General features: G+C 72.8%; 16 protein-coding genes. 4 read left to right on the top strand and 12 right to left on the bottom strand.

Going from position 1 to position 21,986, the window contains the following annotated elements; translation table 11 throughout:
- Positions 1 to 208: hypothetical protein (locus ACFVHO_RS31015; RefSeq protein WP_385721814.1), on the top strand; the 208-nt coding region annotated here is incomplete at its 5' end.
- A 147-nt stretch (positions 209 to 355) separates the two neighbouring features.
- Here the strand turns inward: ACFVHO_RS31015 and ACFVHO_RS31010 are convergent.
- Positions 356 to 1,363, bottom strand: a complete 1,008-nt coding sequence (locus ACFVHO_RS31010) for a stage II sporulation protein M (protein ID WP_385721811.1) — start codon at positions 1,361 to 1,363, stop codon at positions 356 to 358.
- Positions 1,364 to 1,474: 111 nt separating this feature from the next.
- On the opposite strand from ACFVHO_RS31010, the gene ACFVHO_RS31005 reads away from it, so the two are divergent.
- Positions 1,475 to 2,482: an RDD family protein gene (locus ACFVHO_RS31005; protein WP_385721808.1), complete on the top strand. Its 1,008-nt coding sequence runs from the start codon at positions 1,475 to 1,477 to the stop codon at positions 2,480 to 2,482.
- A gap of 230 nt (positions 2,483 to 2,712) precedes the next feature.
- Here ACFVHO_RS31005 and ACFVHO_RS31000 read toward each other — a convergent pair whose 3' ends face one another.
- Together ACFVHO_RS31000 and ahcY are read right to left on the bottom strand one after the other, a co-directional pair.
- Positions 2,713 to 3,327, bottom strand: a complete 615-nt coding sequence (locus tag ACFVHO_RS31000) for a hypothetical protein (protein ID WP_385721806.1) — start codon at positions 3,325 to 3,327, stop codon at positions 2,713 to 2,715.
- A gap of 233 nt (positions 3,328 to 3,560) precedes the next feature.
- A complete protein-coding gene (gene ahcY, locus ACFVHO_RS30995) occupies positions 3,561 to 5,015 on the bottom strand; it encodes an adenosylhomocysteinase (protein ID WP_385721803.1) in 1,455 nt (484 codons plus the stop codon).
- A gap of 368 nt (positions 5,016 to 5,383) precedes the next feature.
- On the opposite strand from ahcY, the gene ACFVHO_RS30990 reads away from it, so the two are divergent.
- Complete coding sequence (locus tag ACFVHO_RS30990; RefSeq protein WP_385721800.1) at positions 5,384 to 7,540, top strand: fructose-specific PTS transporter subunit EIIC; 2,157 nt, start codon at positions 5,384 to 5,386, stop codon at positions 7,538 to 7,540.
- A 181-nt stretch (positions 7,541 to 7,721) separates the two neighbouring features.
- On the opposite strand, the gene ACFVHO_RS30985 is transcribed toward ACFVHO_RS30990, so the two are convergent.
- The 7 genes from ACFVHO_RS30985 to ACFVHO_RS30955 all read right to left on the bottom strand — a co-directional run bounded on the left by ACFVHO_RS30985 (position 7,722) and on the right by ACFVHO_RS30955 (position 15,919).
- Positions 7,722 to 8,708: a cation diffusion facilitator family transporter gene (locus ACFVHO_RS30985; RefSeq protein WP_385721797.1), complete on the bottom strand. Its 987-nt coding sequence runs from the start codon at positions 8,706 to 8,708 to the stop codon at positions 7,722 to 7,724.
- 124 nt (positions 8,709 to 8,832) lie between these two features.
- A complete protein-coding gene (manA, locus tag ACFVHO_RS30980) occupies positions 8,833 to 9,984 on the bottom strand; it encodes a mannose-6-phosphate isomerase, class I (protein WP_385721794.1) in 1,152 nt (383 codons plus the stop codon).
- A gap of 230 nt (positions 9,985 to 10,214) precedes the next feature.
- The gene (locus ACFVHO_RS30975; protein ID WP_385721792.1) at positions 10,215 to 11,534 is read right to left on the bottom strand and encodes an SIS domain-containing protein; all 1,320 of its coding nucleotides are present in this window, start codon (positions 11,532 to 11,534) and stop codon (positions 10,215 to 10,217) included.
- Positions 11,535 to 11,630: 96 nt separating this feature from the next.
- On the bottom strand, positions 11,631 to 11,807 hold the full coding sequence (locus tag ACFVHO_RS30970) for a Trm112 family protein (protein WP_385721790.1): 177 nt from the start codon (positions 11,805 to 11,807) through the stop codon (positions 11,631 to 11,633).
- Positions 11,808 to 12,165: 358 nt separating this feature from the next.
- A complete protein-coding gene (locus ACFVHO_RS30965) occupies positions 12,166 to 13,536 on the bottom strand; it encodes a phosphomannomutase/phosphoglucomutase (protein ID WP_385721788.1) in 1,371 nt (456 codons plus the stop codon).
- 151 nt (positions 13,537 to 13,687) lie between these two features.
- The gene (locus ACFVHO_RS30960) at positions 13,688 to 15,304 is read right to left on the bottom strand and encodes an L-lactate permease (RefSeq protein WP_385721785.1); all 1,617 of its coding nucleotides are present in this window, start codon (positions 15,302 to 15,304) and stop codon (positions 13,688 to 13,690) included.
- Between the two features lie 189 nt (positions 15,305 to 15,493).
- On the bottom strand, positions 15,494 to 15,919 hold the full coding sequence (locus tag ACFVHO_RS30955) for a DUF3499 domain-containing protein (protein WP_385721782.1): 426 nt from the start codon (positions 15,917 to 15,919) through the stop codon (positions 15,494 to 15,496).
- Between the two features lie 262 nt (positions 15,920 to 16,181).
- On the opposite strand from ACFVHO_RS30955, the gene ACFVHO_RS30950 reads away from it, so the two are divergent.
- The gene (locus ACFVHO_RS30950; RefSeq protein WP_380838571.1) at positions 16,182 to 16,640 is read left to right on the top strand and encodes a metallopeptidase family protein; all 459 of its coding nucleotides are present in this window, start codon (positions 16,182 to 16,184) and stop codon (positions 16,638 to 16,640) included.
- Positions 16,641 to 16,667: 27 nt separating this feature from the next.
- On the opposite strand, the gene ACFVHO_RS30945 is transcribed toward ACFVHO_RS30950, so the two are convergent.
- Both ACFVHO_RS30945 and ACFVHO_RS30940 read right to left on the bottom strand, forming a co-directional pair.
- On the bottom strand, positions 16,668 to 18,161 hold the full coding sequence (locus ACFVHO_RS30945) for a DUF5719 family protein (protein ID WP_385721779.1): 1,494 nt from the start codon (positions 18,159 to 18,161) through the stop codon (positions 16,668 to 16,670).
- On the bottom strand, positions 18,158 to 21,979 hold the full coding sequence (locus tag ACFVHO_RS30940) for a glycosyltransferase (protein ID WP_385721776.1): 3,822 nt from the start codon (positions 21,977 to 21,979) through the stop codon (positions 18,158 to 18,160). Before ACFVHO_RS30940 ends, ACFVHO_RS30945 begins: the two co-directional genes overlap by 4 nt.
- Positions 21,980 to 21,986: the final 7 nt, after the last annotated feature.

Genomic DNA, 21,986 nt, shown 5'->3' with positions numbered 1-21,986 from the left:
GGCGCTTCCCTTCGGTGTTTCTTTTGTTCTTGCGTTTCCGACTCTATCAGATCTTTCCGGCTTCCCGTTCCGACCCGATTTCCTCGGTGCTTTCCAGGTCTTCGCTTTCGCGTTTCCCTTTCCGGCGGCTCCGACTTTATCAGAAGTTTTCGGCCGGTCTGACCGGCTCAACTTTCCGATTCATCGGGATGGCTTCTCGATTAAATGAGATTCAAGAAGCAGGCAGATTTTAACTGCCGCGCTGCGAGCTGTCCAGCTCTAGGCAACTGTTCGAATCTACCTCCCCGGATCTGCCATGTCAATGACTTTTCCGGGGCGAAGAGGAGACTAGCAGCTCAGAGGCGACGTGCGCACATCACGCGGCAGTGGGCACCGTGGCACTGCGCTCGTGCTCTTCCACGTCGCCCGTCTCGCCTTCGCGCGCGGCTCGGCCGCCGAGGACGTAGACGTACACGAGGAATGCCGCCTCGGCGGCGATCCCGATGCCGATGCGGGCCCAGGTGGGGAGGCCGGAAGGGGTGACGAAGCCTTCGATGGCGCCGGAGATGAGGAGGACCAGGGCCAGGCCGATGGCCATGCCCAGTGCGGCGCGGCCTTCCTCGGCCATGGCGGTGCGGCGGGTTCGCGGGCCCGGGGCGATGAGGGTCCAGCCCAGGCGGAGGCCGGTGCCGGCGGCTACGAAGACCGCGGTCAGCTCCAGGAGGCCGTGTGGGAGGACGAGGCCCAGGAAGGTGTCGAGGCGGTCCGCGGAGGACATCAGACCGATGCCGACACCCAGGTTGAGCATGTTCTGGAAGAGGATCCAGATGACCGGAAGGCAGAGGAACGCCCCCAGGACCAGGCACATCGCTGCTGCCTGGGCGTTGTTCGTCCACACCTGGGCGGCGAAGGACGCCGCCGGGTGGCTGGAGTAGTACGTCTCGTACTCGCCTCCGGGGCGCGTGAGATCGCGCAGCTCCGAAGGGGCGGCTATGGAGGACTGCACTTCGGGGTGGGTGCCTATCCACCAGCCGATCACGGCGGCCAGGGCGATGGAGAGCAGGGCTGTGGGTACCCACCAGTGGCGGCTGCGGTAGACCGCAGCGGGGAAACCGTGTGTCAGGAAGCGTGTGGCGTCTCTCCAGGTGGCGCGGCGTGTGCCTGTCACGGCACTGCGCGCGCGGGCCACCAGTTGGGTGAGGCGACCGGTCAGCTGCGGGTCCGGGGCGCTGGACTGGATCAGGGAGAGGTGCGTGGCCGTGCGCTGGTAGAGGACGACGAGTTCGTCGACCTCGGGGCCGGTGAGACGGCGTTGGCGGCGCAGCAGGGTGTCCAGACGGTCCCATTCGGCCCGGTGTGCGGACACGAAGACGTCGAGGTCCATCGGTTGGCTGCTCCTCGGCTTCTCGTACTGCGGCTCTGGTGGTGCGGCGCGATCGATAGTCAGCTTGGCAGACTGGCGGTTCCGGGGGCAGCGACGGGAAGGGCGGCAGGCGTGAGTGAGCTGGTGACGGGCGAGGCGGTGGCGCTGGAACTGCGTCCCGCGAAGTTGCCGAGTCGTGCGCTGGCGGTGCTCATCGACATGGTCGTGGCATGGTCGGCGTATTTGGCCGTGACGCTGGGGTTGCTGGCCGCGGCGGGGTCGCTCGACGACGCGGCGGTCGCCGCGATCGCGGTGGCGACGTTCGTGCTGGTGCTCGTGGGTGTGCCGATCGCCGTGGAGACCCTCAGCCACGGGCGGTCGCTCGGGAAGCTGGCGTGCGGGCTGCGGGTGGTGCGGGACGACGGCGGGCCGATCCGGTTCCGGCACGCGCTGGTGCGCGGGGCGGTCGGGGTCGTCGAGATCCTCATGACGTTCGGGGTCGTCGCGTGCATCGCCTCGCTGGTGTCGGAGCGCGGGCGGCGGCTCGGGGATGTGTTCGCGGGGACGCTCGTCGTACGGGAGCGGGTGCCGGCGGGGCGTACCGAGTACGTGCCCGCGCCGCCGCCGTGGCTCGTGGGGCGGTTCGCCGAGCTGGATCTGTCGGCGGTGCCGGACGGGCTGTGGCTGGCCGTTCGCCAGTACCTGACGCGGATGGGGCAGTTGGATCCGCAGGTCGGCTGGGCGATGGCGGAACGTCTCGCCAACGATGTGGTGGCGCGGACCGGGGCTCCGGCGCCGGAGGGCGTGCCCCCGGCGGCTTTCCTCGCCGCCGTCGTGCATGAGCGGCAGGCGCGGGAGGCTCGGCGGACGTTCGGTGAGCAGGGGGTGGGGGTGGCTCCTGGGACTGGTGTGCCCGGTGCGCCCGCGGCCTGGTCGGGGCCGGGGCAGCCTCCCGGCCCGGTCTCACCTGCCCCGTACGCCGCCCCGCTCGCACCCCCGCCTCCGGCGCCGTACGGGCCCCCGTCCGCCACGCCCGCACAGCCGCCTCAGCCCACAGCCGGACCAACTCCGCCTCCGCCCCCTCCCCCGGCGCCGGACGAGCCCACCCGCCCCTCGACGGGCTTCGTGCCGCCCGCGTAAGTCGCCACCGGCGTCGGCGCGGGACCACGCCCGGCGAATGGCTCACCCACGCGAGCCGTGTCCGCGGGCCGCATCCGCGTGCATGCCACGCCCGCCCAAAGCCGCGCCGAGTCCTGCGCTCGCTTCAAAGGCCGCGCCGGACCCTGCGCCGCTTCAGCCGGATCGCGCCTCAGCCAACCCCTTCCCAGGCAGCCCCTCCTCAGGCAGCCCCTCCTCAGCCGTCTCTCTCCTCAGCCGAACACCGACGGCGGCGTTTCCAGGTTCTCCAGCTCGATGCCGGGGGCCGCGAGGACGACGTCGCCGGTGAGGTGGACGGTGTGCTGTTCGCCTGTGTCCAGGGCTGTGACCTGGTATTCGTCCACGGTCAGCGGGCCGTTGTCAGTGGCGTGTGCTTCGCTTTTCAGCAGGGCCCAGGACTGGTCGAGGGTGCGGGGGGCGAGGACCGGGTCCGTGAAGGCGACCAGGCGGACGCGGGTCGCGGGGGAAGCGGGGGTGAGCCGCAGCAGCCGGGCGGTGGCGACGAGGAAGGCGGGGGATGTGCCAGTGATGGCGTGAGCGGGGGCGTTGTGCTCGTCGGCGTGCGTGCCGGTGGCGTCGGTCCGGACCCAGGTGACGCCGTCGAGGGCGGCGGCGCGCACCTGCCAGCCGGAGGCGTGCAGTTCGAGTCGGATGGGGCGGCCGAGTTCGTCGATGGCCAGGTCGACGGAGCCCGAGTGGTCGCCCGAGGGGGTGGTGCGCTGGGCGACATAGCGCCAGCCGGAAGGGCCGGGCGCGCAGTGGAAGTGTTCTTCGCCGAGAGGGGTGTGATCGTGCGGATCGTGAAGCGAATATCGGCCGCGGGGCATGGTGCGTGGTCCTTGTCGGGCGTGGGGCAGTTCGTCCCGGAGGGCGCCGCCACGGGGGCAGGCCCCCGCCCCGGTGGGCGAGGGCCTGCTGGAGGCGTACTGCCGGGCGGCCGCCGGGCGTGACCGGGTCCCGGGGGCGGGAGCGCGGTCACGTGGCCGGATCCCGTGGCGGGAGCAGGGCCTCGTGACCGGGTCCCGTGTCGGGGCGGTCGCGATGGCGGCCGGGGCCGGGGTCAGTAGCGGTAGTGGTCCGGCTTGTACGGGCCCTCGACCTGGACGCCGATGTACGAGGCCTGCTCGGGGCGGAGCGTCGTGAGCTTCACGCCGAGCGAGTCCAGGTGCAGGCGGGCGACCTTCTCGTCGAGGTGCTTGGGGAGCACGTAGACATCGGTCGGGTACTCGTCGGGCTTGGTGAACAGCTCGATCTGGGCCAGGGTCTGGTCCGCGAACGAGTTGGACATCACGAAGGACGGGTGGCCGGTGGCGTTGCCCAGGTTCAGCAGGCGGCCCTCGGACAGGACGATGAGGACCTTGCCGTCGGGGTGCGTCCAGGTGTGAACCTGCGGCTTGACCTCGTCCTTGACGATGCCCGGGAGCTTCGCGAGGCCGGCCATGTCGAGCTCGTTGTCGAAGTGGCCGATGTTGCCCACGATCGCCTGGTGCTTCATCTTGGCCATGTCCGCGGCCATGATGATGTCCTTGTTGCCGGTCGTGGTGATGAAGATGTCGGCCGTCTCGACGACCTCGTCGAGCGTCGTGACCTGGTAGCCGTCCATCGCGGCCTGCAGGGCGCAGATCGGGTCGATCTCGGTGATGATCACGCGGGCGCCCTGGCCGCGCAGGGACTCGGCGCAGCCCTTGCCCACGTCGCCGTAGCCGCAGACGACCGCGGTCTTGCCGCCGATGAGGACGTCGGTGGCGCGGTTGATGCCGTCGATGAGGGAGTGGCGGCAGCCGTACTTGTTGTCGAACTTCGACTTGGTGACGGCGTCGTTGACGTTGATCGCCGGGAACAGGAGCTGCCCGTCGCGGTGCATCTCGTACAGGCGGTGGACGCCGGTCGTGGTCTCCTCCGTGACGCCGCGGATCTCCGAGGCGAGCTGGGTCCACTTCTGCGGGTTCTCGGCGAGCGTGCGGTGCAGGGTCTGCAGGATGACGCGGTGCTCGTCGGACTCGGCGGTCTCGATCGCCGGGACCTTGCCGTCCTTCTCGTACTCGACGCCCTTGTGGACGAGGAGGGTGGCGTCGCCGCCGTCGTCCAGGATCATGTTCGGGCCGCCGGTGGGCGTGTTCGGCCAGGTCAGGGCCTGCTCCGTGCACCACCAGTACTCCTCCAGGGTCTCGCCCTTCCAGGCGAAGACCGGGATGCCCTGGGGGTTGTCCGGGGTGCCGTTCGGGCCGACGGCGATGGCTGCGGCGGCGTGGTCCTGGGTCGAGAAGATGTTGCAGGACACCCAGCGGACCTCGGCGCCGAGGGCGACGAGGGTCTCGATGAGGACGGCGGTCTGCACGGTCATGTGCAGGGAGCCCATGATGCGGGCGCCGGCGAGCGGCTGGCTGGCGGCGAATTCCTTGCGGATCGCCATCAGGCCGGGCATCTCGTGCTCGGCGAGGGTGATCTCCTTGCGGCCGTAGTCGGCGAGGGAGATGTCGGCGACCTTGAAGTCGTGGCCGTTGGCGGCAGTCATTCTGAGCTGCTCCTCGTGATTGGTCGAGGGTGGGCATGGCTGACCTGCGGCGTCGGGGCACAGAGGTGCACCGCCGCTCGCAGCGCAGTCCGTCGGAGGCCCTCTCTCCCTCGGCCGGTCCAGGAGCGGACCGCCCGACCGCCATCAGCAGCGACGTCTGGCACTGTCACGAATCTACACCGATTGGCGCAGCGCGCCCCAGCCCGCCTCGTGCCGGACTGTGGCCGAATCGAGGAGGGAACAAAGGCCCTGAGACCCCATCGAACCGGGACCTTTGCGCTTTTGAACCGGTCCGCGAGTGTTGCAGGATGCCGGGAGATCGGGAGCATGCGCGCGATCGATTTTGGCCAAGGCGTTAGGAGATCCACGTGACCAGTCCGGCCGACCCCGTGGCAGGCGGGGACCCCAGTGGGCACCCGCGGCTGAAGCTGCTCGCGGTGACCGCCTGTCCGACGGGCATCGCCCATACGTACATGGCGGCGGAGAAGCTCCAGCAGGCCGCCGACAGCCAGGGCATCGAGATGAAGGTGGAGACCCAGGGCTCCATCGGGGCTGAAAACGTATTGACTGACAACGATGTCAGAGATGCCGACGGCATCATCGTCGCGGCCGACAAGGACGTGGACCTGACGAGGTTCGCGGGCAAGCGGGTGCTGTCCGTCGGGGTCTCCGAGGGCATCAGTCACCCGGAGCGTCTGATCGAGCAGGTGCGCAGCGCGCCCGTGCACGCGGGCGGGGGCGGCGCCGGTGGCACCGCGGCGGCGAGCGGCGGCGGGGGTGCGGGCGGCGGCCGGGAGCGGAGCGTCGCGTACAAGGCGCTGATGAACGGCGTCTCGTACATGATCCCGTTCGTCGTGGTCGGTGGTCTGCTGATCGCGATCTCGTTGTCCCTGGGCGGGCACACCGACCCCAAGGGGGGGCTGGTCATCCCCGACGACTCGTTCTGGATGCATGTGAACCAGATCGGGGTCATCGGGTTCACGCTGATGGTGCCGATCCTGTCGGGGTACATCGCGTACGCGATCGGGGATCGGCCCGCGCTCGTGCCGGGCATGATCGGCGGGTGGATCGCCAACACCGGTGAGCTGTACGACTCCAAGGCGGGGGCGGGGTTCATCGGGGCGATCGTGACCGGGTTCCTGGCCGGGTATCTGGTGTTGTGGATCAAGAAGGTCAAGGTCCCGAAGTTCGTCCAGCCGATCATGCCGATCATCGTGATCCCGATTCTGGCGACGAGCGCGCTCGGGCTCTTCTTCATCTACGTCATCGGCAAGCCCATCTCGTGGGTGTTCGAGCATCTGACGGACTGGCTCAGCGGGATGACCGGGACGAGCGCGATCCTGCTCGGCGCGATCCTGGGGCTGATGATCGCGTTCGACATGGGCGGGCCGGTCAACAAGACGGCGTTCCTGTTCGGCGCGGGGCTCATCGCCACCGGCAACCAGACCGTCATGGGCATGTGCGCCGCGGCGATTCCGGTGATGCCGCTCGGGCAGGGGCTCGCGACGCTGATCCGCAAGCGGCTCTACAGCGAGCAGGAGCGGGAGACCGGGCTCGCGGCCTTGTTCATGGGCTTGTTCGGGATCTCGGAGGGTGCGATTCCGTTCGCGGCGGCGCGGCCCGCGCAGGTCATTCCGGCGAACATGCTGGGCGGAGCTGTGGCCGGCGCGGTCGCCGGGCTGGCGGACGTGAAGGACGCGGTGCCGCACGGTGGGCCGATCGTGGCCGTCCTCGGGGCGATCGGGGGTGTGCCGATGTTCTTCGTGGCCGTGGCGATCGGCACCGTGGTCACGGCGCTGACGACGGTGGCGTTGGTGGACATCAGTGAGCGGAAGCGGCGGGGGGAGCCGTTGGTCGGTGGGGTGAGTGGGGGTGCGGAGCCGGTGCTCGCGGGTGTCGGGGCCGGGGCTGTGGGCGCGGGCGTCGGCTCGGGGGCGGGGTCGCCCGCGAAGTCCGCTGCCGCGTCTGCCTCTTCGGCGGCCGCAGCGTCGGCGACCGCTGCTTCGGCGCCCGCTGCTTCGGACGACGCGCCTCAGGCGTCCGGCGAGACCGCGGTGGCTTCCGGTGGTGAGGTGCTCTCCGGGTATCTGACCGAGCAGACCGTCAAGGTTCAGCTCGACGCCGACGAGAAGGAGGCCGCGATCCGGGAGATGGCCGGGCTGCTCGCGCGGACCGGGAAGGTCGTCGACGTAGAGGAGTTGGTGCGGACCGCGCTGCGGCGGGAGGCTCAGGGCACCACCGGGCTCGGGGAGGAGATCGCCATTCCGCATGCCAAGACGGATGCGGTGACCTCGCCGGTCGTGGGGTTCGCCCGGTCCGCCGAGGGGATCGAGTGGGGGGCGCTCGACGGTACGAAGGCCAAGCTGATCTTCATGATCTCCGTGCCGGAGGCGGCCGCGGGTGATGAGCATCTGCGGATTCTGGCGATGCTTTCGCGGAAGTTGATGGATGGGGGGTTCCGGGAGCGGCTTGAGGCTGCGCCGGATGAGGGGGCTGTGCTGGAGGTGCTGCGCGAGGTGCGGTGAGGACGTCCGTACGTTGAAGGGCCCCGCACCGGTCTGGTGCGGGGCCCTTGCCACCTGGGCGCAAACGTCAGGTGCACCGCACCGTGGGCTGTGCCCACCCGTCCCGCCCTGCGGGACGACTGCCCACAGCGGCGGCAGAAACCGTCCGCGAACCGTCGCTATCGGCGGCCGCCCGCTGAGGTCAGTGGTCGCCTTCCGAAGGCTGGGGGCCCGGACCGCCCGGAGCCTTGCCCGGGTTCGTGCCCGTCGCTGCCGCGTCCGCGTTGTAGATGTCCGGTTCCAAGTAGATGACGCGGGCGATGGGGACCGCGGTGCGGATGCGGTCCTCGGCTGCGTTGATCGCTTCGGCGACCTCGCGGGCCGTGTCGTCGTGCTGGACGGCGACCTTGGCGGCGACGAGGAGTTCCTCGGGGCCGAGGTGGAGCGTGCGCATGTGGATGACGCCGGTGACGGTGTCGCCGTCGACCAGGGCCTGCTCGATCTTCGCGACCTCTTCGGTGCCCGCGGCCTCGCCGAGGAGCAGCGACTTGGTCTCGGCGGCGAGGACGACCGCGATGAGGATGAGCAGGACGCCAATGCACAGGGTGCCGATGCCGTCCCAGACGCCGTCACCGGTGGCGAGGGCGAGGCCGACACCGCCGAGTGCGAGGATCAGGCCGACGAGCGCGCCGAGGTCCTCGAGGAGCACGACGGGCAGCTCGGGGGCCTTGGCGCGGCGCACGAACTGGGTCCAGGTGAGCTTGCCGCGCAGGGCGTTGGACTCCTTGATGGCCGTCCGGAAGGAGAAGGACTCCGCGATGATCGCGAAGACCAGGACGCCCACCGGCCAGTACCAGTGCTCGATCTCGTGCGGGTGCTTGATCTTCTCGTAGCCCTCGTAGATGGCGAACATGCCGCCGACGGAGAAGAGCACGATGGAGACCAGGAACGCGTAGATGTAGCGCTCGCGGCCGTAGCCGAAGGGGTGCTGCGGGGTCGCCTCGCGCTGGGCCTTCTTGCCGCCGAGGAGCAGCAGGCCCTGGTTGCCGGAGTCGGCGAGCGAGTGGACGCTCTCGGCGAGCATCGAGGACGAGCCGCTGAAGAGGAACGCCACGAACTTCGCCACCGCGATCGCGAGATTGGCGGCGAGTGCCGCCACGATCGCCTTTGTTCCGCCTGACGCACTCATGTGTGCCCGATGTCCCTTCGCCTGCGTCACTACGCGTTGCCACTACGCTTTGCCCACGTCCGGGCGCTGCTCCGCCCGGCCTTCGCGGTGGGTCATTGTTGCAGCACGGGACGCGTGCGATGGTTCAGGCCACCACAGTGGCGCGGAAAACCGTGCCGGTCCCGGACACTTCCGCCCTTTCACCCGCGGGGACGAACGCGGACTGTCCCGGCGTCAGGGCGATGTCGCCCGCGCGGACCTCGCCCGCCGTGCACAGCAGGATCTGCGGGGTCTCGGCGGTGAGGTCGTGCGCGGCACCGCCCTCGGGCAGGACGAGGCGGGAGAGGCGGAACTCGTCGATCGGCGTCTCGTAGACCTCTTCGCCGTCGGACGACGCCTCGGGGCGCAGCACGCCGGGGTCGGTGGCCTCGAAGCGGACGACGCGCAGGAGTTCGGGTACGTCGACGTGCTTGGGGGTGAGGCCGCAGCGCAGCACGTTGTCGGAGTTGGCCATGATCTCCACGCCCAGGCCCTGGATGTAGGCGTGCGGGACGCCGGCGCCGAGGAACATGGCCTCGCCGGGCTGGAGTTGGACGTGGTTGAGGAGCATGGCCGCGATGACGCCGGGGTCGCCGGGGTAGTGGCGGGCGACGGCGGCGTACGGGGCGTAGTCGCCGCCCAGGCGCTCGGCGGCCGCCGCGGCCTCGGTGACGGTCTTCGCCATGTCGTCCGGGTCGGCGGTGAGCACGGCCGTCAGGACCTCGCGCAGCGCGGCCTCCTCGGGCTTGGCGTGCAGCAGGTCGACGTACGGCTTGAGGGAGTCGACTCCGAGGCCCGCGAGCAGGTCGGCGGCCTCGGCGGGGGCGCGGAAGCCGCACAGTCCGTCGAACGGCGTGAGCGCGCAGATCAGTTCGGGCTTGTGGTTGGCGTCCTTGTAGTTGCGGTGCGGGGCGTCGATGGGGACGCCGCGGCGCTCCTCGTCGTCGTACCCCTCCTTGGCCTCCTCCAGGTTCGGGTGGACCTGGAGGGAGAGGGGGGCGCCGGCGGCGAGGATCTTCAGGAGGAACGGCAGGCGCGGGCCGAACTTGGCGACGGCGCGCGGGCCCAGCTCGCGCGCCGGGTCCTCGTCGATCACCTCGTCGAGCGGGCCGCGCTCGGTGCGCGAGGGTGCGCCCGGGTGGGCGCCCATCCACATCTCGGCCTGCGGCTCGCCGGTCGGCTCGGCGCCGGTCAGTTCCGCGATGGCGGTGGTGGAGCCCCAGGCGTAGGGGCGGACGGTGTTGGTGAGGCGGTCCACGGGGGAGATCTCCCTTACGGGTGGTGCGGGTACGCGGGTGCGGTCGCCCCGGCCGGGGCGGTCACCCGTGGTCGGCGTGCGGTCTCGGTCGGCGTGCGGTCGCTTCGGACGCCGGTCTCTGTCGGCGTGCGGTCACGCCGGACGCCCGTCACGGTCGGCGTGCGGTCACGCCGGACACCGGTCACGGTCGGGTGCGGTCAGGTCGGACACCCGTCGCGGTCGGCGTGCGGTCATGATCGGCCCCCGGAGGCGAGCGCCAGGTAAACGGCCGCGAAATCCGTGATGGCGATCAGCTCGGCGAGGCGTTCCAGGTCGCTGCCGTCCTCCGGTTCCAGCTCGCTGAGCGGGGTGTCGTGGCTGTGGGTGAGTTCGCGGGCGGCGGGCGCCGCGGTCAGGCCACCGGCGTCGGACGGGCGCTCGCGGAGCAGGACCACGCGGGCGCGCAGCACCGCCGGTTCCTCGACGCGGTCGCGGAAGAAGTCGTCGCTGTCGGCGCCGCCCGCGATGCCGCCCGCGAGCAGCGCGGCGTGCGCGGGCAGGGCCTCGGGCAGCTCGGCGGCGAGGGCGGCGTGGCCCGCGAGTTCGGCAAGGGCGGCGGCGAAGCGGCGGCCCGCCATGCCCGCGGTCTGGCCCTCGGTCCAGATCAGCGGGAGCGACTCGGACAGTTCGGTGGCGAGGGTCTTCGCGGGGTTGCTGTACGTCGTGATGGCCGGGCCGCAGCGCTCGGCGACGTCGTCCAGGCGGTCGGCGACCTTCTGCAGGGTGTCGACGGGGGCGGCGATGAGGCCGGTGCGGTCGAGGAGGACGAGCAGCGGCGTGAGCAGGGCCCAGAGGGTGCCGGGTGCGGCCGCGGGGGCCTCCGGCGGGTCGTTGTGCGGGGAGGTCAGCGGGCCGCGGTCCTCCGGTACGCCGTGGGCGGCGCCGGGGCGGCCGAGGCTTCCGGGTCCGGCGGGGTCCGGCTGCGCGGGGGCAGTGGGGTCGCTGGGGCCGGTGGGCTCCTCGCGCGTGCTGACGCGGCTCTCCGCCTCGCCGTACGTCGTCCCGTACGCGGCCGCGGGCGACGTGGCCATCGGGACCGTCAGGCCGTGCGAGCCCTCGACGCTCTCCGCCAGCGGGGTGCGGGCCGGGGCCACCGCGACGACGGTGCAACCGCGGCGGTACGCCTGCTCGGCGAGGAGCGTCAGGCCGGGCTCCGTGCCGTCCGGGGTGACGATGAGCAGCAGGTCGACGGGGCCCGTCCAGCCGGGCAGGGACCAGCGCAGGGCGCCCGCGGCGGGGGCGACCCCGGTGGGCGCGAGGCGCACGACGGGGCAGCCGGTGCCCGCGAGCGCGCCGATGAGGTCGGCCACGCCGGTCGCCGCGGTGCCCGGGCCCGCGATCAGGACGGCGCGGGGGCGGCCGTCCGGCTTGAGTTCCGTGAGGCCGGACTCCGTGGCGTGCCGGACCGCGGTCCGCACCCGGGCGCCCGCCTCGGCGGCGCCGCGCAGCAGATCGTGCAGGTCGGCCCGGGCCAGGGCCTCGGGAGCGTCAAGGAGCGAGTCGTCGAGCATGAGGGCGGCCTCCGATCGCCGTGCGACGGCGGGTGGCGGGCTGGGTGGTCGTACGGGGTGCCGGTCGCGGCTTCGTACGGTGCGCCTCTTCGATCGTTACTCGGGGCGGCGGGCCTCGTCGACCAGGAGGACGGGGATGCCGTCGCGGACCGGGTAGGCCAGACCGCAGTCCGTGCCGTTCGCCGTGCAGACCAGCTCCGTGTCCGTCTCCTTGAGGGGGGCGTGACAGGCCGGGCAGGCGAGGATCTCCAGGAGGCCGGCTTCGAGCGGCATGGTGCGGGGTCCCTTCGGGGTGGGGCGGGTGGGGCTTGTGGCCTGGTCAGGGTACCGCTGGGCGGGGGCCTTGGGCGGGGCGAGGCCGGGGCTTCCGCCCCGGAGCCCGGGGGGAGCTGACGCTTGTTCTTCGAGTGCGGACCGGTGGCACGTTTGTGCCCACCCTTCCCCAAGCTCTCGGCTTCGCTCGAGCAGGGGAGACCCCTACTCGCCGTGCGGAACGCCTGCCCACAAACGTGAGGCAGGACGCCACCTCGCCCCAGGACGCGCACTCGCAAGCGTGCCGCGCGGCGTCGGCGCACCCACGTGGTCGTGGGGGGGGCCGACGCCCGCAGCGTGCGGTGCGGGTAGGCCCGGATCAGGCTCGGATGATGGCCAGCGCCTCGTCCCGTACCCGCGTCATCGTCTTCTCGTCGCGGGCCTCCGCGTTCAGGCGCAGGAGGGGCTCCGTGTTCGAGGCGCGGACGTTGAACCACCAGTCCGTGGACGTGACGGTCAGGCCGTCGAGTTCGTCGATGGTGACGCCATCCTGGCCCTCGTACGCGGACCGGATCGCCGCGAGGCGCGCCGCCTGGTCGTCGACCGTGGAGTTGATCTCGCCGGAGCCCGCGTAGCGGTCGTACTGCTCGACGAGGCCGGACAGCGGGCCGTCCTGGCCGCCGAGCGCCGCGAGGACGTGCAGCGCGGCCAGCATGCCGGTGTCGGCGTTCCAGAAGTCGCGGAAGTAGTAGTGCGCGGAGTGCTCGCCGCCGAAGATGGCGCCCGACTTGGCCATCTCCTCCTTGATGAAGGAGTGGCCCACGCGCGTGCGCACGGGCGTGCCGCCGTTCTCGCGGACGACCTCGGGGACCGACCAGGAGGTGATCAGGTTGTGGATGACCGTGCCGGAGCCGCCGTGCTTGGCGAGTTCGCGGGCGGCGACCAGGGCGGTGATCGCCGAGGGGGACACGGGGTCGCCGTTCTCGTCGACGACGAAGCAGCGGTCGGCGTCGCCGTCGAAGGCGATGCCGAGGTCGGCGCCCTCCTCGCGCACGCGCTGCTGCAGGTCGACGATGTTGGCCGGGTCCAGCGGGTTGGCCTCGTGGTTGGGGAAGGTGCCGTCCAGCTCGAAGTACATCGGGACGAGCGTGAGGGGCAGGCCCTCGAAGACGGTGGGGACGGTGTGGCCGCCCATGCCGTTGCCCGCGTCGACGACGACCTTCAGGGGGCGGATGGTGGTGAGGTCCACCAGGGAGCGCAGGTGCGCCGCGTAGTCCTTGAGGGTGTCGCGGCGCGTGAGCGTGCCGGGGGTCACCGCCGGATCGGCGGCGGGGGCACCCTCGTCCGACCAGCGCTCGACCAGGGCGCGGATGTCGGCGAGGCCGGTGTCCTGGCCGACGGGGGCGGCGCCCGCGCGGCACATCTTGATGCCGTTGTACTGCGCCGGGTTGTGCGAGGCCGTGAACATCGCGCCGGGCAGGTCGAGGGCGCCCGAGGCGTAGTACAGCTGGTCCGTCGAGCACAGGCCGATCTCGGTGACGTCGACGCCGAGTGCCGTCGCCCCGCGCGCGAAGGCGCCCGAGAGGCCGGGCGACGAGGGCCGCATGTCGTGCCCGACGACGATCGCCGCCGCGCCCGTCACCTTCGCGAAGGCGGCTCCGAACAGTTCCGCCAGGGACTCGTCCCACTGGTCCGGGACCACCCCGCGCACGTCGTACGCCTTCACGAGCTGGGACAGGTCAGCAGTCACGGCAACCCTCTCTGCAAGGTTCAGGGAGCTCGGCAAGCCCTCGTCGGTGGCAACAAACTACCCGCAACGCCGAACCGGAAGCGGTGCCAGGGCGGCATCCCGTCAGGGGCACCGGGCGGCTTCTCGTCAGGGGCACCGGAGCGGGGTCCCGTCAGGGCAGCATCCACCCCAGCACCGCCGTGCTCTGGCCGACCACGATGAGGCACATCACCAGGAGCAGCCCGATGCTCCAGGGCAGCACCTTGCGCAGCAGGTCGCCCTCCTTGCCCGCGAGCCCGACGGCCGCGCAGGCGATCGTCAGGTTCTGCGGGGAGATCATCTTTCCGAGGACGCCGCCCGAGCTGTTCGCGGCGGCGAGGAGCTCGGGCGAGAGCCCCGACTGCTCGGCGGCCGTCACCTGGAGCGAGCCGAACAGCGCGTTGGCGGAGGTGTCGGAGCCGGACACGGCGACGCCGAACCAGCCGAGCACCGGCGACAGGAAGGCGAGGCCCGCGCCCGCGTCGGCGACGAAGTGCCCGATGGTGGCGGCCTGTCCGGAGAGGTTCATGACGTACGCGAGCCCGAGCACGCTCGTCACGGTGAGGATCGCGAACCGCAGTTCGTGCACGGTCGCCAGCCACTCGCGCACCGCCACGCGCGCGTGGACGCCGAGGACGACCGCCGTGCCGACGCCCGCGAGGAGCACGAGCGTGCCGCCGGTGGACACGACGGGCAGCGAGAAGACGTTGCCGCCGACCGGGTCGCCCGCCGGGTCGGCGACGTTCAGGAAGGGCCAGTCGAAGGTGCGGGTGGCCTCGGCGAGGAAGTCCTTCACGGGCGGGATCTGGGCGACGGAGAAGATCGCGACGATGAGGGCGTACGGGGCGTAGGCGCGCACCACGTCCGGGCGCGGGTCGTCGTGGTCCAGGTCCGTGCTGCGGGCGCCGGTCAGGACGGCGGCGCGGACGGGTTCGGCGGCCGGTCTGCGGGCGCCGGGGACGGCGACGAGCGCCCCCGCGCCCGCCAAGGCCGCCCCGATGTCGGCCAGTTGCGCGGAGACGTAGTTGGAGGCCGCGAACTGGGCGGCGGCGAAGGCGAGTCCGCAGGCCGCGGCGGGCATCCAGGTCTCGCGCAGGCCGCGCCGCCCGTCGACGAGGGCGACCAGGAGGAGCGGTACGACGAGGGCGAGCAGCGGGGTCTGGCGGCCGACGACGGTGGCGACGGTGTCCAGGGGGATGCCGGTGACCTGGGCGAGGGTCACGACGGGGGTGCCCATGGCGCCGAAGGCCACGGGCGCGGTGTTGGCGACGAGGGCGACGACCGCGGCGCGCACCGGGTCGAAGCCGAGCGCGACCAGCATCACCGAGCAGATCGCGACGGGCGCGCCGAAGCCGGCGAGTGCTTCCAGGAGCGCGCCGAAGCAGAAGGCGATGACGAGTGCCTGGATGCGCGGGTCGTCGGAGAGCCGCCCGAAGGAGCGGCGCAGGACGTCGAAGTGCCGGGTGTGGACGGTCATCCGGTACACCCACAGGGCGTTGACGACGATCCACAGGATGGGGAAGAGCCCGAAGACGGCGCCCTGGGCGGCGCTGGACGCGGTCTGGCCGAGCGGCATGCCGTACGCGAGCCAGGCGACGGCGGCGGCGACCGCGAGGCCGATGAGTCCCGCGCGGTGTGCCTTCATGCGGACGGCGCCGAGCAGGACGAGGACGGTGAGCAGGGGCAGGGTCGCGACGAGGGCGGACAGGCCGAGCGAGTCGGCGACGGGCTCCAGTTCCTGGACGTACACAGGGGCCTCCCCGAATTCCGTGATGTGGAAGGCGATCTCTCACGGCTGGGGGGAATGGTCGTGTCCGCGCCAACGGCCCGTCAATGGGGCGTGCGGGATGGGTTGTTCAAGAGTGAATGACGACGCTCTACGGAGAAGTCGTTCTCTACGGGGACGTCGTTCAGGAGTCCGGCTCTACGGGGACGCCGTTCAGGAGTCCGGCGAGCGCAGCACCCGCAGGTGTCCGCGGCGCCCGACCTCCATCGGGTCCGCTCCCCGCGACCCGCTCCCGCCGGCCTCCGCAGCCCGTTCCTGCGGCCGCGCCGCCTCCCGCACGGCGTTGGCGAGCGCTTCCAGGTCGTCGCCGCTGGGCCGGGACGGCCCTGAGCCGTCGGCGAGACGGACGACCTCCCAGCCGCGCGGCGCGGTGAGGCGCTCGGAGTGCTCGGCGCACAGGTCGTAGCAGTGGGGTTCGGCGTAGGTGGCGAGGGGGCCGAGGACCGCGGTCGAGTCGGCGTAGACGTACGTCAGCGTCGCGACGGCGGGACGGCCGCAAGCGGTGCGCGAACAGCGACGTACAGGGCTCACGACGTTGGACGGTACCGCACTCTTGAGCGGGCCGCGACGACTCTCCATGAGGTCACTCCCCCGTGTCGTGCTGTGATCCCGCGCACAGGGGCACCCGCAGGCGCGCCGCTGACCTGCGAAGACGCAAGAGGCCAGAGGGACCTGCGGTGTTGAACGCGGTCACCACTCGGTACAAATGCGGCCAATCGTCGCGAGATCGACGGTCCCGGAGAGATACGCAATCGAGCCCAAGCTTGGCTGGAATGGTCAGGAAGCGACATGCCGTGCTCCGTGCGGAAAGGGCGATCTCGAGGACTAGGCTTCCCCAGTGATGGACGACCCCGTACAACCCCGCTCCAGTGAGCCGAGGCCCCGCCGACGCGACCGTCACGGCAGGGGCATGCGCGGCCCCGTGGCGCCTCCCCAGGTACCGCTCTCGGCCAGCCGCGCGGAGGCCTTCACGGACCTCGTGCAGGACTCCGTGGAGCGCCTGGAGCGACGCTGGCCGCAGCTCACCGAGATCGACTTCCTGGTGCTCGACGTGCCGCCCACCATCGGCGGGGACGCCGGTGACGAGGAGTGGGGCGCCGGGACGGTGCCCCTCGGCGGGACGATCTCGGCCTCCGAGGGGCGGCCCGCGCGGGTCGTGATCTACAGACGGCCGGTCGAGATCCGCACCAAGGGCAGGGACGAGCGGGCCGCGCTGGTCCACGAAGTGGTCGTGGAGCAGGTGGCTGAGCTGCTCGGCCTCTCACCGGAGTCGGTGGACCCGCGCTACGGCGAGGAGTAGGCCGGGGCCCGCGGGCAGCCCCCGGCCTCACTTCTGCAGCACGTCCAGGTCCTGCTCCGCCTCCGGAACGGCCACCATCCCCCGGTCGTCCGGCAGCGTCTGGATCGTGAACATGGGGATGCCGTTCTCCGGGAGCTCCAGCATCCGGGCCGCGTGCACGGGGCCGCCGGACTGGGTCTCCAGGGTGAGGGCGTAGGCCCCCTTGAGGCCGGACGGGACCGGCGGGTCGACCGCGAGGGTCGTACCGCCCTTGACCGTGTACGTCTTCGTGACGGGCTCCCCCGCCTCCGTGCCCGCCGACGCGGTGACCTTCACGCGGCCGGTCTTCCCGGGGGCCACCAGGGAGAGCGTTGAGCCCTTGGCGCGGTTGTCGGCGACCGTGGCGCGGTCGCCGACGGCGCTCGTCGCCGGGATGAACGCCGTCTCCTGCTTGTCGCCCTTGCCGCGCGTGACGCGCAGCCCCGCGACCACGGGCACCGCGTCCTCCGTGGGCGTCAGGAGCAGCGAACCGGCCTCCCCCCTGGTGACGTCGCCCAGGTCGACGGCGGCCGTCATGCCGGACTTCACGTGCAGCGTCTCGTTCCCCGCCGGGGTGATCTCGCCCGTCGGCGAGGCGAGGCGCACCTTCAGGTCCGCGTCCTCGGAGCCGGGCGCGAAGGCGACCAGACGCACCGACGTGGCGTCCTTGGGGATGCCGGGCAGGACCAGGCCGGGGGCCGGGTCGGTGGAGGCGGGCAGCCAGTCGCCGCCGAGCTTGTCGTCCGAGGAGTGCACGGCGGCGGCCACGCGCCCGCTGCGCGCGGCGACGTGCATCGTGATGTTCGTGTACGGCTTGCCGGTGAGCGTCGAGAGCAGCACCGGGACGCTGGAGTGCGGCTGGATCTGGATGGACTGGCCGACGTCGGCCTTGATGCTCCCGTCGCGGCCGTACAGCTCGACGTCCACGACGGCCGCCGAGTCGTCCGGGTTGGTGAGGTGGATGTAGTCGCTGCGGCCCTTGGCGGTGCTGGCGCCCGGGAACCAGAACTCCGTGTCGGGGGCGACGCAGTTGGCGCCCTGGACGCCGCGCCCGGAGCCCGCGCTGACCGTGGTGGTCTGCTGGACGGTCCAGCCGGGCGCGAGGGCGCCGTCGGCGCTGCCCACGAGCGCGGGTGCCTCGGCGCCGGACTCCTCGCCGGTCACGGGCTTGCCCGGGGACTTCTGGGTCAGGAACGGCTTGAGGCCCTTCGTGCGGTCCTTGCCGCCCTGGTGGGTGTCCGTCAGGACCTTGGGGGCCGGGAGCAGTTCGGCCTTGCCGCCGCTCGCGGCGCCCCCGGAGGAGGGCGTGAAGGCGGTGTAGCTCGTCTCCGCGAGGTCGGACGTGCTGGGCTCGGGGCACAGCAGGCTGGTGCGCTCCACGGGCAGCCGCTTGGCGGTCTTCGCGGCGTCGTCACCGCCGTCGGGGGCGTTGACCGAGGCGAAGCCGGTGACGGCGGCCAGGGCGGCGGTCGCGGCGATCAGGGACACGGTGGTGCGGTTCACTGCTGGCTCCCGTCGGGACGCTCACTGTCGGGGCCGCGCGGGGGCCGCGGCGGCATCGGCGGGGACTGCGGGGGCATCGGCGGGAGCTGCTGGGCGTAGCCGGTGTCCGCGGGGCCCGCGGCGCCCGTCGGGTCCGGGGGACCGGCCGGGCCGGGGACGCCGCCGGTGCCGGTGCCGCCCGCCGGGTCGTACGTCTGGCCGTAGCCCGGCTGGTCGCCTCCGTAGGAGCCGCCGTAGGCGTACGGGTCGTACTGGCCGCCGGGCGCGGCGCCGCCGGGGCCCGCCTGGTAGGGGTCGGCCTGGTACGGCTGTCCGTAGGAGCCGTACTGCCCGCCCTGGTAGGCCTGTTCGCCGCCGTACGCGCCGTGGTCGGCGCCCGCCGGGGCGGGGGTCTGCCACCCGTCGTACCCGGGAGCCCCGGCCTGGTCCGGGGTGTGCTGGGCCGGGACGGCGCCCAGGCCCTCCGCCCCCGGCGCCTCGGCGTCGGGGCCGTCGGCCGCCTCGCCCTGGGCGCGCAGCCTGCGTGCCCTGCGGCCCTCGCCCGTGACCGCCTGGGCGGGAAGGACGGGCTCCTCGGGCAGGTCGTCGTCGACGTCCCTGCGCCGCCCGGGCAGCGCGAGGACCACCAGGACCACGGCGAGCGCGCCCTGCGCCCACAGCCAGCCCGTGTGTCCTGCCGTCGGCTCGTACGTGACGTCGAGGCGGCCCGCGGTCGGGGGCAGTTCGAAGCCCTGCGCCCAGCCGTCGACGGTCGTCCGGGTCAGCGCGCGGCCGTCCAGGGTGGCCGACCAGCCCGGGTCGGCCGAGTCGGCCAGGCGCAGGACGCGGCCCTCCTTGCCCGCGGGGATGCGGGTGTGCAGCTCGACGGGGCCCGCGGCCACCGGCTCCGGGTCGCCGGACTTCGGCACGATGGCGGCGCGGGCGACCTGCCGGTCCACGCGCCACAGGGCGCTGCCGTCCTCCTGGCTGAGCCGGGTCAGACCGGGGGTGGCGTCGAGGGTGCGGCTCAGCTGGCGGGGGGCGCCGTCGCGGACGAGGACGTAGCGCACGGCGTAGCCGCCGAGCTGGTCGGCCTGGTCGGCGCCGGAGCCCGCGAGGAGGCGGCCGACGATCCGGTCGAGCCGCTCGTCGGTGCCGTCGGCCGCGGCGAGTTCGGCGTCGCCCAGGCGGGCGCCCGCGCCACGGACGAGGGTGTAGGACACCTCGGCGGCCGTGGCGCTGTCCAGGACGAGGGTGCGGGCCTGGTCCTGGGTGCCGCTCTCCTCGGCGACGAACGCGGGCACCTGCACCGGGTCGCGCCGCTCCAGGGGGCCGTCGGCGCCGCCGATCATCCACCCGGCGGCGGCGAGCAGCGGGCCCGCGGCCGCGGCGAAGGCGATGAGCGCGGCGACCGGCTGCCGCCAGCCGAAGCTCTGCTCGGCGACCCGCGCGCGGGCCCCGTCGGCGCCGAGGGCGGCGGCGGCGAGCAGCGCGATGCCGTACGCGAGCGTGGCCGGGCCCGCCCACGCCGAGCCGTTCGACAGGGCCGCGAAGACCAGCGCCACCAGGGCGACGGCCCAGGCCGTCCGGATCGCCGCCTGCCGCTCGCCGCGCAGGAGCGCGCCGAGGGCGGCGAGGACGACGCCGATGAGCAGCAGGCCGCTGACGGTGCCGGGTCCGCCGGGGCTGGCGCCGAGCAGGTCGAGCGCCGACGCGGCGCCCGTGCCGTACTCGAGCCCGGCCTCCTTGAAGAAGCCGAACGGCAGCAGCGAGAGCGACCAGGGCGCGAGCACGAGCAGGGGCGTGCCGAGCGCGGCGAGGAACCGGGGGCCGTACCCGGCGAGGTCGCGGCGGTGCACCGCGAGCAGCGCCAGGCCGAGGACGAGCGCGATGGGCCACACGATCGGCGTGAAGGCGGTCGTGACGGTCAGCAGGAGCGCGTACGCCCAGGTGGCGCGCCAGCTGCCGCGCGTGCCGTCGGGGGCGGCCAGGCCGCTGGCCGAGACGGCCGCGCGGGCGATGAGCGGCAGCAGGATCGCGAGGACGGCCGTGCCGATGCGCCCGCCCGCGAGCGCGCCCGTGGCGGCGGGCAGGAAGGCGTACGCGACGGACGCCCACGCGCGCAGGAGGCGGGACTCGACCAGCGGCCGCGACGCGAAGTACGCCGTGAAGCCCGCGAGGGGCACCGAGCCGACCAGGAGCACCGTGACGGCGAGGCCGCTGGAGCCGAGCAGGAGGGTCGAGAGGGAGCCGAGGAGCGCCAGGTAGGGCGGCGCGTTCCCGGTGCCGCCGATGCCCACCGGATGCCAGCCGTCCAGGAACCGCGACCACAGCCCGGAGGCGTCGGCGGGCGCGGGAAGGAGCGCCCCGCCCGCGAGCGCGCCGCCGCCGAGCAGGGCCCGGCAGGCGACGAGCGAGACGAAGAGGAGTACTACGAAGAGCACGGGTCCGGGCTTGCGGGCGACGCGCTTGAGGCGGGCGAACTGCTCGATCTCCAGGAAGTCGGCGTCGTCGCCGCCGGGTCCGGACTCGACGGCGCCGCCGTGCCGTCCCGCGGCCGAGACCTCGGGGTCGGAGCGGCCGACCAGGTTGCTCGCGACCTGCTCGACGGTGGCGCGGACCGTGGCGCCGGGCGGCGGGAACAGCGGCCGGGTCTCGCTGGCCTCGACGACCGGCTTGCCGCGCTTCTTGCGTCCGGCGAGGATCCGCTCGGGCCGCAGCAACGTGCCGAAGAGCCCGGCGACTTCGTCGAGCGCCTGGCCGGGGGCCTTGCCGACCAGGTAGGCGAGGGTGCGCAGGACCGTGCCGACGACGAGCCGCACGAAGACCCAGGGCAGCACCGCCGTGCGGGAGTTCACCAGCAGGGTGTACGCCGCGCCGGCCTTGTCCACGCGGTGCGGCGAGGTGGCCGTGCGGCCCACGCAGTCGACGGTGCGGCGCTCGCGCGAGGCCGCCTCGGCGTGCCGCACGACGGCGTCCGGGGCGACCAGGACGCGCAGCCCCGCGGTGTGCGCGCGCCAGCACAGGTCGACGTCGTCGCGCATCAGGGGCAGTCGCCGGTCGAAGCCGCCGAGCTGTTCGTAGACCTCGCGCCGGACCAGCATCCCGGCGGTGGAGACGGCGAGCACGGGCCGCACGTGGTCGTGCTGGCCCTGGTCCTGCTCGCGCCGGTCGAGGCCGGTCCAGCGGCGGCCGGAGTGGGCGATGGAGACGCCGACCTCGAGGAGCTGCCTGCGGTCGTACCAGCCGCGGAGCTTGGGGCCGACGATCGCGATGTCCTGGGTGTCCTGGCCGAGCTCGCGTTCGTTCTCGACGGCGCGCAGCATCTCGGCGAGGGCGCCGGGCTCGGGCGCGCAGTCGTCGTGCAGGAGCCACAGCCACTGCTCGGGCTCGCCGTGCGGCAGCTCCGGCATGTCGTACGCCTCGTCGCGCCAGCTGCGGCTCACCGGGTCCCAGCCGCTGGGGCGCTTGAGGTAGGGCAGGTCCTCGGGGGTGAGCACGGGGGCCGTGCGGACCGCCTCGTCGACGGCGGTGCCGAAGCCGGAGCGGCGGGCCAGGTGCAGCACGCGGTCGGGGCCGAGGGCCTCGGTGAGCAGGCGCGCGGAGTCGTCGGCGCTGCCGGTGTCGGCCGCGATCGCGTTCTGCACGGGGCGGTCCTGGCCGAGGAGTCCGGCGACGGCGTCGGGCAGCCAGCGGGCGCCGTCGTGGGAGACGAGCACGGCGGTGACGACATGCCGCGGGAACTCGGGTGGGCTTGCCGGGTCGAAGCCGGCCGCGCGGGACGGGTCGAACCCGGCGGCAGCGCCTTCGTGGGCTGCCGGGTGGCTGTGCACGGACATCGAGGTA

The sequence above is a fragment of the Streptomyces sp. NPDC127108 genome (assembly GCF_042677545.1).
In the GTDB taxonomy this organism is placed as follows: domain Bacteria; phylum Actinomycetota; class Actinomycetes; order Streptomycetales; family Streptomycetaceae; genus Streptomyces.
Note: the sequence above shows the minus strand (reverse complement) of the source record. Positions and strands in the feature narration are given on the sequence as shown.

Excerpts from the sequence above, each read along its gene's own strand:
- ACFVHO_RS31010 (WP_385721811.1), bottom strand. The coding sequence starts at position 1,363 with ATGGACCTCGACGTCTTCGTGTCCGCACACCGGGCCGAATGGGACCGT.
- ACFVHO_RS30985 (WP_385721797.1), bottom strand. The coding sequence starts at position 8,708 with ATGAGTGCGTCAGGCGGAACAAAGGCGATCGTGGCGGCACTCGCCGCC.
- ACFVHO_RS31000 (WP_385721806.1), bottom strand. The coding sequence starts at position 3,327 with ATGCCCCGCGGCCGATATTCGCTTCACGATCCGCACGATCACACCCCT.
- ACFVHO_RS30955 (WP_385721782.1), bottom strand. The coding sequence starts at position 15,919 with ATGGAGAGTCGTCGCGGCCCGCTCAAGAGTGCGGTACCGTCCAACGTC.
- ACFVHO_RS30950 (WP_380838571.1), top strand. The coding sequence starts at position 16,182 with ATGGACGACCCCGTACAACCCCGCTCCAGTGAGCCGAGGCCCCGCCGA.
- ACFVHO_RS30975 (WP_385721792.1), bottom strand. The coding sequence starts at position 11,534 with ATGCTCGACGACTCGCTCCTTGACGCTCCCGAGGCCCTGGCCCGGGCC.
- ahcY (WP_385721803.1), bottom strand. The coding sequence starts at position 5,015 with ATGACTGCCGCCAACGGCCACGACTTCAAGGTCGCCGACATCTCCCTC.
- ACFVHO_RS30940 (WP_385721776.1), bottom strand. The coding sequence starts at position 21,979 with ATGTCCGTGCACAGCCACCCGGCAGCCCACGAAGGCGCTGCCGCCGGG.
- ACFVHO_RS30970 (WP_385721790.1), bottom strand. The coding sequence starts at position 11,807 with ATGCCGCTCGAAGCCGGCCTCCTGGAGATCCTCGCCTGCCCGGCCTGT.